Origin of the sequence: Janthinobacterium sp. SUN176 (genome assembly GCF_030587335.1) — a bacterium.
GTDB lineage: Bacteria > Pseudomonadota > Gammaproteobacteria > Burkholderiales > Burkholderiaceae_D > Janthinobacterium > Janthinobacterium kumbetense.
In genome coordinates, this window is record NZ_JAPWIA010000001.1 from 1292311 (window position 1) to 1308074 (window position 15764).

12 protein-coding genes are annotated in these 15764 nt (G+C 65.0%); 6 read left to right on the forward strand and 6 right to left on the reverse strand.

Translation table 11 applies throughout. The annotated features are described in order from the left end of the window. Positions 1–221 precede the first annotated feature (221 nt). A complete protein-coding gene (locus tag O3299_RS05785; protein WP_305061738.1) occupies positions 222–2324 on the reverse strand; it encodes an Ig-like domain-containing protein in 2103 nt (700 codons plus the stop codon). A 179-nt stretch (positions 2325–2503) separates the two neighbouring features. Between O3299_RS05785 and O3299_RS05790 the strand changes: the two genes are divergently transcribed. From O3299_RS05790 to O3299_RS05810, 5 genes are all read left to right on the forward strand, one after another. Beyond that, positions 2504–3754: an Hsp70 family protein gene (locus O3299_RS05790; RefSeq protein WP_034781446.1), complete on the forward strand. Its 1251-nt coding sequence runs from the start codon at positions 2504–2506 to the stop codon at positions 3752–3754. A gap of 119 nt (positions 3755–3873) precedes the next feature. Then, the gene (locus tag O3299_RS05795) at positions 3874–4503 is read left to right on the forward strand and encodes a PolC-type DNA polymerase III (RefSeq protein ID WP_171985014.1); all 630 of its coding nucleotides are present in this window, start codon (positions 3874–3876) and stop codon (positions 4501–4503) included. A 175-nt stretch (positions 4504–4678) separates the two neighbouring features. Continuing rightward, positions 4679–6076: a tetratricopeptide repeat protein gene (locus O3299_RS05800; protein WP_305061739.1), complete on the forward strand. Its 1398-nt coding sequence runs from the start codon at positions 4679–4681 to the stop codon at positions 6074–6076. Positions 6077–6166: 90 nt separating this feature from the next. Further along, positions 6167–6643 carry a DUF4262 domain-containing protein gene (locus tag O3299_RS05805; RefSeq protein ID WP_251348931.1) on the forward strand — a complete coding sequence of 159 codons (477 nt, stop codon included), beginning with the start codon at positions 6167–6169 and terminating at the stop codon, positions 6641–6643. After that, complete coding sequence (locus O3299_RS05810) at positions 6640–7083, forward strand: DUF6386 family protein (protein ID WP_305061740.1); 444 nt, start codon at positions 6640–6642, stop codon at positions 7081–7083. The genes O3299_RS05805 and O3299_RS05810 overlap by 4 nt, the downstream gene beginning before the upstream one ends. A gap of 44 nt (positions 7084–7127) precedes the next feature. Here the strand turns inward: O3299_RS05810 and O3299_RS05815 are convergent, their stop codons facing one another. Next, positions 7128–8915: a GGDEF domain-containing protein gene (locus tag O3299_RS05815; RefSeq protein WP_289911435.1), complete on the reverse strand. Its 1788-nt coding sequence runs from the start codon at positions 8913–8915 to the stop codon at positions 7128–7130. Positions 8916–9327: 412 nt separating this feature from the next. On the opposite strand from O3299_RS05815, the gene O3299_RS05820 reads away from it, so the two are divergent. After that, positions 9328–11523, forward strand: coding sequence for a prolyl oligopeptidase family protein (locus O3299_RS05820; RefSeq protein WP_289909705.1), 2196 nt, complete (start codon positions 9328–9330; stop codon positions 11521–11523). Positions 11524–11572: 49 nt separating this feature from the next. Here the strand turns inward: O3299_RS05820 and O3299_RS05825 are convergent, their stop codons facing one another. From O3299_RS05825 to O3299_RS05840, 4 genes are read right to left on the reverse strand one after another with little or no spacing between them, the layout of a single operon-like run. After that, on the reverse strand, positions 11573–12451 hold the full coding sequence (locus O3299_RS05825) for an STM4011 family radical SAM protein (RefSeq protein WP_305061741.1): 879 nt from the start codon (positions 12449–12451) through the stop codon (positions 11573–11575). Next, positions 12445–13824, reverse strand: coding sequence for an STM4012 family radical SAM protein (locus tag O3299_RS05830; RefSeq protein ID WP_305061742.1), 1380 nt, complete (start codon positions 13822–13824; stop codon positions 12445–12447). Before O3299_RS05830 ends, O3299_RS05825 begins: the two co-directional genes overlap by 7 nt. Continuing rightward, positions 13821–14672 (reverse strand): STM4013/SEN3800 family hydrolase, encoded by an 852-nt coding sequence (locus tag O3299_RS05835; RefSeq protein WP_305061743.1) that lies wholly within the window; start codon positions 14670–14672, stop codon positions 13821–13823. The genes O3299_RS05830 and O3299_RS05835 overlap by 4 nt, the downstream gene beginning before the upstream one ends. Beyond that, positions 14665–15762: an STM4014 family protein gene (locus O3299_RS05840; protein ID WP_305061744.1), complete on the reverse strand. Its 1098-nt coding sequence runs from the start codon at positions 15760–15762 to the stop codon at positions 14665–14667. Before O3299_RS05840 ends, O3299_RS05835 begins: the two co-directional genes overlap by 8 nt. Positions 15763–15764 lie beyond the last annotated feature (2 nt).

Below are 15764 nucleotides of genomic sequence, written 5' to 3' on the forward strand. Positions count from 1 at the left end.
TATGGCGCGGCTGGCGGTGCTGGGTGTCCGGGCTACAGTATTCTTTTTTCGCATATTGGTCTGGCAAGCAACCTGTCTCAAAGTATTCCTGCAGGCCCGGCCGCTTGTGGCGGCCTGGGCGGGCAGAATGAGCATAGCGTAAAAGATTGCCGCATGGCAAGACTGTTTTCTTGTTCATGTTGCAAAAAATATGACTGAATGGCAAGTGGTATGCTTGCTCCTCAATCGGCGCTGTCGCAGGGCCCGCTGCCATAGGGGCTGAGGCGTCCCGGCGGGTCCACGCGGCGCGCGCTGAAATCGCTGGCCAGCGTGGGTAATGGCCATTCCGCCGTGGCGCTCGCTTCCGTGCCGCTGACGGTCCCGCGCACGGTCAGGGCCACGTGCACCCAGGAACCATAGTTGCGCGGATAGCTGACGGTGACGGTGGCCATGCCCAGCGCGTCGCTCAGGCCGCTGGCGCTGACGGTCAGGGGGATGCCCGGATCGAGCACGCCATTGCCGTTGCGGTCGTAGGCGGCGTCAAAGATGCCGTTGCGCAAGACGTCTTCATTGGCGCAGCTGTAGAGGGGCAGGGCCAGGCGCCAGACGCCTGTGTCGGGGAACTCGGGCTTGTCCGCCTGCCACACGTAAGATCCCTTGGCATAGCGGCTGGGCCAGGCGGCGGCCGTGATGGCGACGCCCGGCACGGCATTGCCGGCGCTGTCGGACACGAACACGGCAAAGTCCTTCTGCAGCACGCTGGGTGAATATTCGCGCAGCAGGCTGCCCGTGCCCAGCTTGATCGACAGCGCTTGCCGCGCCACCGTCAGGCGCACGAGGGCCGTGGCCGCCGCTTGCGGCGCGCCTTCGATGCGGGCCTGGATCAGCACGCCGTCGCGGCCGCTGTCGGCTGGCCCCGCCACAAACACGGCGCGCGCCAGGCCATCGCTGCCCGTCAGCACCCGGCCCGCCTGCCGCAGGTAGCCGCCGCTGGGGTCGCTCAAGATGGAAAACAGCACGGGCGCGTTCTTGACCAGGTTGTTGGCCGCGCCATCGCGCACCACGGCGCTGATTGTGCTGATACTTGTGCTGACGTTGTCGGCCGATGCCGCCGAAGTGGTCGTATTCGCGCGCAGCACTGCAGGGTCCGCTTGCACGGCCAGCTTGCTGGCGCCGCTCAGGGGCGCGACGAATTCCAGCCGCGTCTGGGCCGAGGGGCCGCCCGCCACGGCGGCCGTGAGGGTGGCCACGCCCGCGTTGGCCGATTGCACATAGCTGCGCGGCAAGTTGCCATTGCTAAAAATCAAACTGGCAGGCAAGGCCTGGCTGCAGGCGCTGTCGCTGAACAGGCTGCCGCGCGAGGTCGACAGGCTGGCGCTGCCCGCTTGCGGCACGCCCGCCTTGTCATAGCGCGCGTCGATGGGCTGGCACGCCAGGGTCGCCACTTCCGGCAGCACGTCCGCGCCGCTGGCGTCCTGGCCCACGGCCGGACTCAGGCGCAGGTCGCTGCCGGCCACGGCATACGCTTGCGTGGCGGCGGCGCCCAGCGCGCTGATGGACACGGCATCCTTGCCCAGGCTGCCAGCGGTCAGGCGCAGCACCAGCTGGCCTTGCGCATTGCTGAGCGCCGCGCCCCCATCCTTGACGCGCACGCCGTTGCCCGCGCCCGTGCTGTAGGCGATGGCGGCGCCGGCCACGGGTTTGCGCGCCGAGTCGCGCACGGTGACGGTGAGGTCGGCGCCCTGGCCCAGCATCAGGGCGGCCGGCCCCAGCACTTCCACGCTGCTGCCCGTCACGGCCACCGTGCCCTTGCTGCTGCGCACGCCGACAGTCGCCGTCACGGTGATGCTGCGGTTGCTGTTGGCGCCGCCCGTGCCCAGCAGGGCGCGCGCCTGGCCGTTCTTGTCCGTCACGGCGTCGACGCTGCCGAGGATGCCGGAATCGGCGGCAAAGGAAATCTTTGCGTTTGGCAAGGCGAGATTGGCGCCATCCTTGACGAGGGCCGTGACGGCCACTTCGCTGCCGGCCAATCCCGCCGAGGCCAGTTCCGTGCTGGAAAAGACCAGGTTGACGGCGCTGGCCAGGCTGGCCGGCTCGGGCGGCGTGACGGGAGGAATCACGGGGGGCGTCACGGGCGGGGTGACCGGCGGCTTCACGGGCGGCACGGTGGGCGGCGGGCTGCCGCCGCAGCCTGCCGTGCTGTGCAGCGAGCAGCCGGCGCCGGCCTGGGTATCGGCGGAACCGCCGCCGCAGCCGGCCAGGGAAACGAGGAAGGCCGCCAGCACGGTAGCAGGCAGCAAAGCAGCGGGCAGGCGGCGCGGGTGGCGCAGGCGGGCGAGGGGCACGATGGGTCTCCGGGAGCTGGCCGAGTTGCTCGGCATTCATTTCCCAAGAGTAGCTTTTGCGCGCGGCCGCTACTTGATGCAAAGCAAGTTTATGCTGTTGACCCCGTCGAATGGGTTTTGCTGGTGCAATAGCCTGCCTTCTGATAACATAACGCCCCTTTATTCAGGGAAGGGTCGACATGGCCAATGCTTGCGGCGTCGATTTCGGCACGTCAAATTCCACGGTAGGCTGGGCACGTCCCGGGCAGAGCACCATGCTCGGCCTGGAAGATGGCAAGACGACCTTACCGTCCGTCGTCTTCTTCAATGCGGAAGACGAGGAAGTCAGTTTTGGCCGCGCGGCGCTGGCCGGCTATCTGGCCGGTTACGAGGGGCGCTTGATGCGCTCGCTGAAAAGCTTGCTGGGCACGAGCCTCATCGATGGCCAGACGGAAGTGGGTGGCCGCGCCTTGCCATTTCGCATGTTGCTGGCGCAATTCATTGGCGAAGTGAAACGCCGCGCCGAGCAGTCCGCCGGCCGCGAATTCTCGTCCGCCGTGTTCGGCCGTCCAGTCTTCTTTATCGACGACAATGCGCAAGCCGACCAGCTGGCGCAGGATACCCTGGCCGAAGTGGCCCGCTCCGTCGGTTTCAAGGACGTCGCGTTCCAGTTCGAGCCGATTGCCGCCGCGTTCGACTACGAGTCGCAAATCGACAAGGAAGAACTGGTGCTGATCGCCGACATCGGCGGCGGTACGTCCGACTTTTCGTTGGTGCGCCTGTCGCCGGAACGGGCGAAGAAAACCGAGCGGCGCGACGACATCCTCGCCACCGGCGGCGTGCACATCGGCGGCACGGATTTCGATAAATACCTGAGCCTGTCGTCCGTCATGCCTCTGCTGGGCTATGGCAGCCGCCTGCATAACAATAGCGAAGTGCCGTCCAGCTATTATTTCAACCTGGCGACCTGGCACACGATCAACCTGGCGTACACGAAGAAGATCTGGGTGCAGCTGGCCGACGTGTGCCGCGATGCGCGTGAGCAAGACAAGATGGGCCGTTTGCAAAAGCTGATCGACGAGCGCGCCGGCCACTGGCTGGCCATGAAAGTCGAAGAGGGCAAGATTGCCCTGTCCGACGCGGCCGAAGTGCAGCTGGAACTGGACCGCCTGTCGCCCGCGCAGAGTCTGTTGCTCAAACGCACGCAGTTCGACGAGGCCATCGGCCACCTGTGCGGTTCCGTGGAAGAAACCGTGCTGCGTCTGCTGCGCGACGCGGGCGTGGCGCCGGAAGCCGTCGACACCGTGTTCTTCACGGGCGGTTCGAGCGGCGTGCGCTTGCTGCGTGAAAAGATCGCAGCCCTGGTGCCGGCCGCGCGCAAGGTCGAGGGTGATCTGTTCGGCAGTATCGGTGCGGGTTTGGCGCTGGACGCCGTGCGTAAATTTGGTTGATAAAATGTGCATGGCGGCGTTGCCGCGTCTTGCCGTACTGGTGTACTGTCTGCGACACGGCGCCTTGCCCTGCGCATTTTATCGATACCCCCACTGTTGCACCCACGAAAGAGCGCCCCATGAATGTGTTTGACAAACCGATCGTCATGATCGACTTCGAGACGACCGGATTGTCGCCCGACATGGGCGACCGCATCACGGAAGTGGCGGCGCTGCGCATCGAGGGCGGGCAGATCACGGACCGTTATGTGACCCTGATCAACTGCAATGCGCGCATCCCCTCGTTCATCACGGGCTTGACGGGCATCACGCAAGCGATGGTGGACAAGGCGCCGCCCGTGGCTGAGGTGGTGCCGCAGCTGCTGGATTTTATCGGCAGCGATGCCTTGTCGGCGCACAATGCCAGCTTCGATGAAAAATTCCTGCGCGCGGAAAGCGCCAGGCTGAACCTGACACCGGCGCACCAGTCGCTCGTGTGTTCATTAAAACTGTCGCGCCGCGTGTTTCCCGGCATGGCCAGCTACAAGCTGGGCTTGCTGTCCAGCCAGCTGGGCATCGCCTTCAAGAGCGCTGCCCACAGGGCCGAATCCGATGCGGAAGTGGCGGCCCAGGTGCTGATCCATATCGGCCGCCATTTGCGCAGCAGCTATGGCATCGCCGACGTCGACGCGGACTTGCTCGTGTCGCTGAACAAGCTGGCCGCCGCCAAGGTACCGCAATTCCTGCAAAAACACCCATCCCGCCGCTGAGCGCCATGCCTGCCTAAGCGGGCTCATCAAAACGATATAATTTTGTTATTTCGTTTGAGCCTGCTCAAGTCCTTCCCCCGCATCGAATTTAAAATTTAAGCAACACATGATTTCGCCGCCCTGGGCCGCCGTTTTGCGCGTGCTGCCAGCAAGCGCAATGTGGATGGGGGCGCACATGGACAAGCACCATACTGCCAGAGATAGCCACGAGGCGTATATCTGGTTCCGCACGGCTGCCGAGCAGGGCAATGCCTACGCCCAGTTCAATCTGGGATTGATGTACAAGAAGGGCGAAGGCGTGGCGCAGGACGATGCGCGCGCCTTTGTCTGGCTACGGCTGGCCGCGCTGCAAGGGCTGGCGTTCGCGCAAAACCACCTGGGCGCCCTGTATTACCACGGCCGTGGCGTGGCGCAGAGCGACGAGGACGCCGTGCTGTGGTTTCGCCGCGCGGCTGCGCAGGGCGATGCCTCGGCCCAGCAAAACCTGGGACAGATGTACCGCAAGGGACGGGGCGTGCTGCAGAGCGATGAACTGGCCCTGGCATGGTTTTACCGCGCCTCCGAACAGGGCGTGGCCAGCGCGCAATCCTTGCTGGGCGAAGCCTATGCGCAAGGCCTGGGCGCGAAAAAGAACGATGCGCTGGCCCTGGCGTGGTTCCGCAAGGCAGCCTTGCAGGGCGATGCGCAGGCGCAGCTGAACCTGGGGCTCGTCTACAAGCGGGGCCAGGGCGTGGCGCAAAGCGATACGCAGGCGCTGGCCTGGTTCCGCCAGGCCGCCGCCCAGGGCCTGGCCGTGGCGCAGCGGCAACTTGGCGTGGCGTATGCGGAAGGCCTGGGCGTGGCGCCCGATCAGCTGCGCGCCTACGCCTGGCTGCAGCGGGCGGCCGAGCAGGATGACGCCGACGCCCAGTTCAACCTGGGCCTGATGCTGGCGCGGGGGCAGGGCGTGGACAAGGACGAGGCGCGCGCCGTCGTCTGGTACCGGCGTGCCGCCCTGCAAGGTCACTGCATGGCGCAATACAATCTGGGCGGCATGTTTGCAGGCGGGCGGGGCGTCGCGCGCGACCTGCGCCAGGCGCTGGACTGGTATGCCAGGGCGGCGGCCCAGGGCGCGTCGAATGCGCAGTTCAACCTGGGCGTGATGTATGCGAATGGCCAGGGCGTGGAGCGCGACGAGGTGTGCGCCGTGCGCTGGTACCGCACGGCGGCCGAGCAGGGCGATGCCAGCGCGCAAAACAACCTGGGCGTCATGTATGCAAGCGGTCACGGCGTGCCGCAAGACGATGGCCTGGCCGTGCAATGGTATGCGCGCGCGGCCGGCCAGGGCCATGCGCTGGCGCAGTACAACCTGGGCGGCATGTACAACAGCGGGCGCGGCGTGGAGAAGGATCCCGTTTGCGGCTATATGTGGCTGGCGCTGGCGGCCGAGGGCGGCGATAGCGGGGCGGCCAGGGCGCGGGAAGCGGCTGCCTCCAGGCTGGAGCCGGCACAGCTGCAAGAGGCGCAGCAGCGCATGCGGCAATGGCACCAGGTGCGTTCCCCGCCGCGGTCGCCACGGCCACCGCGCGACTGAAGCGTGGGCGCGGACGCGGGCTGCGTGCGATAATTGCTGGCAGGAATGTCGCGAAGGCGGCGTGGTTTTTGGCACAGTGAAAGGCGGAACATGGTAAGGCAGGCAGGCGAGGATGCATCCGAGCAAAAAGTCATCGACGACATCGCCACGCATGGCTGGCATGGCGTGCATATCAGTGCCGATGAAGAGGGCCCCGGCTACGCCTTCACGATAGGCGCCTGCCACAGCTTTGGCCAGCCCGAATTTCTCATCATGGGCTTGCCGCGGGCCGTGGCCCACCAGATACTCGACGTGGCGCTGGACGCCGCGCGCAGCGGCGCCATCACGGATTTCACGGCCACCACGGACGTCTTGCTGAAGGGCCATCAGTGCGCCTTCGTGCGCGTGCCCGTCGAGCAATACCGCAACTATGTCGGCTATGCGCGCTGGTATTACCAGGGTGACGAGTTTACCGTGTACCAGATCGTCTGGCCGTCGCGCGATGGCCATTTTCCATGGCAGGCGCAAGCCAGTGCGCAGTACGTGGAAAGCCAGCCGCTGCTGGGACCGGCGCCGCTGGCGGCATGACGGCAGGCCCCTCCGTCAGCATTGTGACCGGCACGGCCACCCTGTGCGTGTTCGACCCGGCCCTCTTGCGCCACAAGCTGGAAGATGACTGCGACTGGTGGAGTATTCCCAGTGCGGAACTGGCGGCCGTGAACGCGGGGCAGGTAGCGTTTTTCAACGTCGGCGGCGACGGCGCGTATGACATCGCCTTGCACGCCGAACTTGCCGAGCCGCATGTGGTCGTGCATCTGGCCGTGGTCTCCGGCCGCGTCTTCATCGGCGCCGGGGAAGACGTCACCGGCGGCGGCCTGGAACCGGACACGGCATATGGCGGCCTGTTCGTCGACGTGCCTGCGGGCAGTTACCGTCTACTGGCGCGCCGCGATGAGGCACGCATCAGCCTGGCATTCGTGCCCGATGCCCGCAGCAGCAATGCGTTTGGCGACCTCGTGCGTATTTGAGCGCGCCTGGCCTGCCGCCGTCCAGCTTTGACTAGTGCCCCTGGTTACGCATCCATGCGCGCCGCGCCCGCGCCTTGCCGCCGGTCCAGGAACAGGCTGTTGCCGTGGATTTTCTTCGCCTGCTTCTTCGCTTCCGCCGCCTGCGTGGCAATCTGGTGGTGCGTGTAATACTGGTGCGCCTCGACCTTGATGACGCCCAGGGATAGGCTGATCAGGGAATAAAACACTTTCTTGCCTTGCCGGTCTTCGCTGATGTAGCCGCCCCGTTCGCAATCGCTGGTGCTGTAATAGGCGAGGATGGCGGCCGCGAAGTCGTCCAGCATGGCCTGGCAGCGCGCTTCCCAGTCTTCGCTCTGGAACAGGATCATGAAATCGTCGCCGCCGATGTGGCCGATGAAGTCGCGGTTCGGGTCGCAGTGGCTGCTGAGGATTTCTCCCGTCAGCTGGATCACGTCGTCGCCCTTGCGGTAGCCGTACACGTCGTTGAAAGGCTTGAAGTGGTCGAGGTCGCAATAGCAGACCCAGAAGCGGCTGCCGCTGTGCAGCAGGCGGTCGATATGCTCGTTGATGGGCACGTTGCCGGGCAGTTGCGTGAGCGGGTTGGCATAGCGGGCCGCGTTGATCTGCATCTGCGTGATTTCGCGCATCAGGTCGTGTCCCGTGCCCATGCCCAGGTAGCGGCCGTGTTCGGTAATGATGAAACCGTTGAACAGATGGTGGGCGCTCGATTGCACCATGGTGTAGCTGAGTTCCTGCAAGCTCGTCTCGTGGTCGGCGATCAGGGGCGTGGCATCCATGAACAGGCTGCACGATTTCTTGCCATACAGTTCGCGCTGGTAGGGACGGGCGAAGTGGTCGATCATCTCGAAGCGGCTGATCAGGCCCAGCGGCACGCCATCGTCGACGACGGGAATGATCATCAGCTTCGGGTCTTTCAGGAAAATATCGTACACCTCGTTATTGTTTTTCTCGGGCGAAACGGCCGCCACGCGGTGCAGCAGCTTGCGGATGCTGGCGCCATTCTTTTCCAGGCTGCTGCGCTGCGGATACACGGCCACGCCGTTGCGTCCCAGCGCCTGCACCACTTCGGCCGGCAGGGCGCGCGCCGGCACCGCGTTGGGCCGGCCCAGGTGATAGCCTTGTCCGAACGCCACGCCTAGGTCGCGCAAGACCAGCAATTCCGTCTGCGCTTCGATGCCTTCGGCGATCACCAGGGTGCCCGATTTCTCCGCGATTTCCTGGATCGAGCGCACGAACTGCAGTTTCACAGGGTCATTATTGATGCCCTGGATGAAATGCATGTCGATTTTCACGTATTCCGGGCGCAGTTCCGACCACAGGCGCAGGCTGGAAAAACCCTCGCCCAGGTCGTCGATGGCGATCTGGAAACCCATGTTGCGGTAATGCAGCACCGCTTCGCGCATCAGCTCGTAGTCATACGTGGGCTGGTTTTCCGTCAGCTCGATGATGACGCGGTCCGGATTGATGCCGATGTGCTCGATGTATTCCAGGGTCTCGCCATGGCGGGCATTGCGCAGCAACAGGCATTCGGGGCTGACATTGAGAAACAGCTTGCCCGGCAGTTGCAGTTCGGCGAAGCGTTCGAGCACCACTTGCCGGCACAGGTGCTCCACTTCCAGGGTCAGGTCATGCGCGCGCGCCACCTTGAACAGATTCATCGGCGCGTGCAATGGGCTGTCGGACGGCCCCCGTATCAAGCCTTCGTAGCCGATGATGTCGCCGCTGTGCATGTGGATGATGGGCTGGAACAGCGCGCTGAGCTTGCGGCCCGCAATGATCTCGTGCAAGGCATCCGTCCCTTCGATGCTCATGGATACCGATGGCGGCTTCAGGTAAGCCACATTCGATGGCACCGCGCCGGGCGGCGCGGCGGTGGCGGTGGGGAGGGCGAGAGTGTGCATAGGCGGATGTGGCGGCACGGCCTCTGGACGGGCCATGAACATGTTGCCGATAGTAAAGAAGATTTATGACGGCTTGATGAAACGACTTTGTTTTTGATAATGTTTCTTGCATGAACGTCAGTTTGCCGATTCCGGCGAAAGCGAGATTTATCATGGTCATTCATGTAAATTCCCCAAACAAAAGACGGTAAATCCACCGGATAACTGTGCTTTAAAAGTGGCAATCCGCGCTATGATTTCTCTTGGCGAAAGTCAATATGGGCAGCCGCCGCGCATGCAGGCGGCCTGCTTTCCTCGACATCCAACAATGAGACAACAACCCATGCAATTACGTAGTGCAACCCTCATATTCAGCTTGATGGCCGCCTTCGGTGGCAATGCCCTGGCGCAAAGCGCCGCGATGCCATCGTGCCCGGCCGGCGATGGCGCACCCGTGACGTATCCGGTCAGCAAAAAAGTCGACCAGCAAGACAGCTATTTCGGCACCACCATCGCCGATCCGTACCGCTGGCTGGAAGATGCCAACAGCGCCGAGACAGGCGAGTGGGTTGCGGCGCAAAACAAGCTGACGCAATCGTACCTGGGCACCATCCCGGAGCGCGCCGCGATCAAGCAGCGCCTGACCAAGCTGTGGAATTATGAGCGTTTCTCTACGCCAACGAAGCAGGGCGGCCGTTACTTCTACAGCCGCAATGACGGCTTGCAGAACCAGGCCGTGCTGTACACGGTGAAAAAACTGACGGACGAGCCGCGTCTGCTGCTGGACCCGAACACCCTGTCCACGGATGGCACGGTGGCGCTGGCCGGCACTTCGATCAGCCCGAACGGCAAGTACCTGGCGTATGCCACGTCCGCGTCCGGTTCAGACTGGAACGAGTGGAAGGTGCGCGACATCGAATCGGGCAAGGACTTGACGGACCACATCAAGTGGGCCAAGTTCTCCGGCGCTTCGTGGACCAAGGACAACACCGGTTTCTTCTACAGCCGCTATGACGCGCCGAACGAAGCGACCAAGCTGGCCGATATCAATTACTTCCAGAAATTGTATTTCCATAAAATCGGCACGCCGCAAAGCGACGACGTGCTCGTCTTCGACCGTCCCGACCAGAAGGAATGGGCGTTTGGCGGCAGCACCGTCAGCGACGACGGCAATTACCTGATCATCACGGCCACGCAAGGCACGGAACGCAAGAACCGCATTTTTTACAAGGACCTGCGCCAAAAGAACGCCAAGGTGGTGGGCTTGCTGGAAGCGTTCGATGCATCGTACTCGTTCATCGACAATGACGGCCCCGTGTTCTTCTTCAAGACGGATAACAAGGCGCCGAAATCGCGCGTGATCGCCATCGACACGCGCAAACCGCTGCCCTCCGACTGGAAGGAAATCGTGCCGCAAAGCGCGGAAACCCTCGTTGCCGTCAACCTGATCAACAACCAGCTGGTGCTCGATTACTTGAAAGATGCGCAAACGCAAATCAAGATCGTCGACCTGAACGGCAAGCTGGTGCGCGAAGTGGCCTTGCCGGGCATCGGTTCGGCCGGCGGCTTTGCGGGCAAGCGTGGCGACACGGAAACGTTCTACTCGTTTACCAGTTTCACGACGCCAGCGACCATCTACCGCTACGACATGAAATCGGGCAAGAGCAGCGTGTACCGCCAGCCGAAGGTCGATTTCGACCCGAACGCCTTTGAAACGCGCCAGCAATTCTTCACCAGCCGCGACGGCACCAAGGTGCCGATGTTCATCGTCTCGAAAAAAGGCATGAAGCTCGACGGTTCCAACCCGACCTATCTGTACGGCTATGGCGGCTTCAATATTTCGCTGACACCGAGCTTCTCCGTGGCAAATCTTGCCTGGGTGGAAATGGGCGGCGTCTACGTGATGGCCAACCTGCGCGGCGGCGGCGAATACGGCGAAGCCTGGCACCAGGCTGGCACCAAGCTGAACAAGCAAAACGTGTTCGACGACTTTATTGGCGCGGCGCAATGGCTGGTGGACAACAAGGTCACTTCGCCATCGAAGCTGGCCATCGGCGGCGGCAGCAATGGCGGCCTGCTGGTGGGCGCGGCCATGACGCAGCGTCCCGACCTGTTCGCCGCGGCGATCCCGCAGGTGGGCGTGCTTGACATGTTGCGCTTCCACAAGTTCACCGTGGGCTGGGGCTGGGTGCCTGACTACGGTTCGTCGGACGATGCCGAACAGTTCAAGGCGCTGGTGAAATACTCGCCGCTGCACAACCTGAAGGCGGGCGGTTGCTATCCAGCCACCATGATCACGACGGCCGACCACGACGACCGCGTCGTGCCTGCCCACAGCTTCAAGTTCGCCGCCGCTGCCCAGGCAGCGCAAGGCGGCGCGGCGCCCGTGCTGATCCGCATCGACAGCAAGGCCGGCCACGGCGCCGGCAAGCCGACGACCAAGCAGATCGAAGAAGTGGCCGATCGCTGGGGCTTCCTCAGCCGTTCGCTGAAGATGACGCCGGTAGTGGCGGAGCCGGCGAAAGTGGCGGCGCAGTAAACAGGTAGTGTTCAGGTAAAAAGCGCGGGTGCCGTTGGCCCGCGCTTTTTTACGTCTGGTGCAAAGGCGCGATGCGCGCCAGCACGCCGTTGCCAAACGTGGACTGGAACGGCAAATCCTTGCGCTGCGCATAGCCGATATAGCAATCGCACTTGAAGCGCGGGCAGGATTTCTCTTGCAGCAGGTCCGCCAGGTCGTCCGTGTACAGGTTGCCCAGGCGCTCGGGCACGAAATGGCAGCGCGCCAGCTCGCCGTCGCCATCGACGGACAGCGACGCCTCGCCCGCCAGACAGGGCTTGCCGCGCGAGGGCGAAGGGCGCCGGTTTTGCGCGAACCACGGGTCGACGGCGTCCAGCCAGGCCAGGTCTTCCACCGCGTAGTAGCCGGGACCACGCCGGTCATACGCGTTCAGCCACAGGTAGACGTGCGCGGGCAGGGCTGCGCGCAGGGCGCGGATGGCGTCCAGGTGCTCGTTCATCGCCACGACGCCGACGGAATAGCGCACGCCCATGGCGTCCAGGCGCGCGCAGCGTTCGAGAAAGCGGGCCAGCGTCGTCTGGTCCGGGTGGTAGGTGCACCACAGGCCGATCTTTTCCAGTCCATCCATCCCCTGCAGCCAGTTCAGGGGGCCGGACAGATTCGTTTGCAGCGCCACCTGGCGCACGTGCGGCAGTGCGGCCAGGGTTTGCATGGCCGCGCGGTAGTGGCGCCGCACCAGCGCTTCGCCCCAGGGGGTGAACAGCACGCCGATGGGGCGCGTTTGCCGCGCAATCCAATCCGTAAAACGCGCCACTTCGCACGCGTCGCGGGCCAGCGCGGCGCGGCTGTCGCGCTTCTTGGCAAACGGGCAGTAGCCGCAGGCGTAATTGCAGCTCGCCAGCGTGCCCCGGTACAGCAGGGACAAAGTGCCAGGCTGCGTTGTCAGCACGCCTGGCCCTCTTGCGCCATCAGCGCGCGCACCGTCTCGGAGGCCAGCCACGGGCCGATGGTGTCGGCGTAGCTGTAGCCCCGGTCATTGAGGCGCAGCAGCGGACCATCCTCCTGCACCAGCTCAAGCGCGTGCAGTTCGGCCAGCTGCGGCAGATCCATTTCGCAGCGCGTGCCGAAGCGCGCCGTGTAGGCGTCGCGGTCCAGGCCCGGTTCCGTCAGCAGCGACTGGATCACGTAGCGCCGGCGCTGTTCTTCCTCGCCCAGCACGTAGCCGTGTTCGGCCTGCGCGAAGCTTACTTCGTCCAGCGCCAGGTAGTTGTCGATGATGCCGATGGTCTCTGTCCGTGCCACCGCGTATTCGCTCGAATAATGCAGGCTGGCCGTGTAGGAGCGCGCGCCCGCGCCCAGGCCCACCATGCCGTCATTCTGGCAGCAGTACGAGGGACCGTTTTGTTCCGGCGCATGGGGAGCGCGGAACATGCGCATCGATACCTGTTCATAGCCTTGCGCGCGCAAATGGTCGCGCGCGGCCGCGTACAGTGCCAGCCGGCTGTCGCCGTCCTGCGCCAGCATGATGGGGTTCAGCGTATCGGCGCCTTTGCGCCGCGCGATCTTGCCAAGGCCCGTTTGCTCGCGCACGTACAGCGGATACAGATAGATTTCCTCGGGCCGGAAGGCCAGCGCGCTGTCGATGGACGCCAGCAGGCTGGCGACGGTTTGCCCCGCGATGCCGTAGATCAGGTCCAGGTTCAGGGTGGGAAATCCGGCCGCGCGTATCAGGCCGATGGCGTGATGGACGGTGGCGTTTTGCTGGGGACGCGCCAGCGCGCGCATCTCGCCGGCGGCAAAGCTCTGGATGCCCAGGCTGACGCGGTCGATGCCGTGCGCGCGGCAGACGGCCAGGCGCTCGGCCGTGATGGTTTCGGGCGACGCTTCGATGCCGGCCGGCGTGGCCTGCAAATCGATGCCGAGGATGTCGCGCGCGCCGCACAGCAAGGTATCCAGCTGGTCTGGCGACAGATAGGTGGGCGTGCCGCCGCCCAGCGCGAAGCGGGCGAAGCGCCGTTCGCCCAGCGCGCCGGCCAGTGCGCGCATCTGCACCAGCACTTGCCGCACGTAGCGTTCGACCATGTCGGCGCTGGGGCGGGCCATGGCGAACAGGTTGCAAAAGCCGCAGCGCATCTCGCAAAACGGAATATGGATGTACGCGAACAGGGCGGAGCGGTCTTGCCGCGCCCACAGGGGCGCCAGCGGCGCCGCCTGCGGCAAGGCGCGGTAGGCCGCCTTGTGCGGATACGAATACGAATACGCCTGATAGGGCGTGTGGCGCATGCGCTGCGCCAGGGTGCCAGGTTGTTCGGCTGGGTTCACGGTGGGGACTCCTTGGGAGGTGTATCGGGGACGATGAAGAAGTGCGCATACGGCACGTTCCACACGCTGTCGTGGGCGATGCGGTGGCCGCGGTAGCCATCTTCGCCATAGGCGCTGCCGTGATCCGAGCAGACGATGGCGAACGTGGGCGCGCGCGCGGCGCAGGCGGCAAACAGGGGCGCCAGCGCCCCGTCGACATAGCGCAGGGCTGCCGCGTGGCTGTCCAGGCAATCGGCGCGGCAGCCGGGCAGGTAGGCGCGGTTCGGTGTGTGCAGGGCGGCCACGTTGATGAACAAAAAAGTGCGCTGATCGCCATCCGCCAGGCGGGCTATGGCCAGCGCCACCTGCTTTTGCGTCGAATGGCGGCTGGCCACGCCCATGCCCGCGCTCCAGTGGCTTTCCTGGAACAGCGACGGCAGCACCGTGCCCAGCGCCGTTTGCCTGTTGAAGAAGCCCACGCCGCCGATGCAGATGGTGCGGTAGCCGCGCGCGGCCAGCGCGGCGGGAAGGTCCGCTTCCGCGAAGGTAAACGTGTCGGGCGACGTTGTTTCGCTGCCCGCAAACGCGCTGGCGAACAGGCGCGGATGGCGGCCCGGCGCGGCCGGCGTGGGCAAAAAGCCCGCGAAGAAGGCCTGGTGCGCGGCATAGGTGAACGTGGCGGGCGAGTGGCGCCGTTCCCAGCCGCCCGGCGGTAAAAAACGTCCCAGCACGGGCAATTCACCCGCCTCGTACAGGGCTTGGGCCACGTCAAAGCGCAGGGTGTCGAGCGTGAGGAAGACGATATCGTGGCTGCCGACGATGGCGTGCATGTCGGGGATGGCCGGTGTGTCCGGTGTATCTTTAAGCATGTGTCAGTTGCGTCAATTGCGCCGCATAGGTGTCCGCGCCTTGCCACAGCAGGCCTGGCAGCAGGTCGCCGAAGGCGTTCGCTTCCAGCACGTGGGCCTGGCCCTGGCGCACGACGAGGTCGTAGCCCGTCACATGGCTGGCGGGGAAGGCGCGCGCGGCCTGGGCGGCAGCCGCTTCCAGTGCCGCCAGGTCGGCTGCGTTCAAGAGGCCGGATGCCTCGCCGCGCCGGTTGTCGAGGTGCAGATTGGTCATCATGTGCCGTCCGATGCGCGCCACCCGGTGCGCGGGCTGGCCCGCCAGGGTCACGACGCGCAGGTCGTAGTGGCTGTCGCCGCAGCGCGGCTTGTTCAGCCACGTTTCCGCATACAGCTCCTGGGCGGCCAGCGCGTCGACGAGGGCGGCGATGTCGTGCTGCGTGTCATAGCGCGCCATGCGCTTGACATTGAACAGGCGCGCCGCGCCATCCCCATGCTGCAGGGCGGCCGAGGTGGTGGCTTGCTGGCGTCCCGCCTTGTTCCTGCGGTAGGCGACGACGCCGGACGCGGACGAGCCGTAGCGCGGCTTCAGATACACGCGGTCGAGGTCATGCTGGCGCAGCAGCGCTTGCAGGTGCTCGTAGCCATGCACGGGGCCGAGCAGGGCGGGAATGGCGACGCCGTGCGCGGCCAGGTGGCGCTGGCAGGCCAGCTTGTCCGTCATGCGGACAATCTCGGCCGGCGCATTGAAGACGCGTATTGCCGGCAAAGCCGCCAGTTGCCCCGCCAGGTCTTGCATGGCGCTGGCAAAGCCCGCAAACCACGCATCCATGGCCAGCAGCTCGCCATGTTCGGGCGCACGCGCGGGGGCGCGGTCCAGCCGCCGCCAGCCCGCCTGCAGCAAGAGAAAATGGGCAGAAGGATCGTCGCCGGGCGGCTCGATCTTCAACAGGCCGGGCTGGCGCAAGGCGTCTGCCAGCAGCGCCGGCCGCGCCAGCCAGTCGCGCCATTCCAGCACCTGCGCGGGCGGCAGGCGCAGTTGCGCGCGCGCCGCCTGCATCAGGCGCACGCGCTTGCTGCCGGCGCTGGCCAGCAGGATGAGGGGTGTAGCCAAAG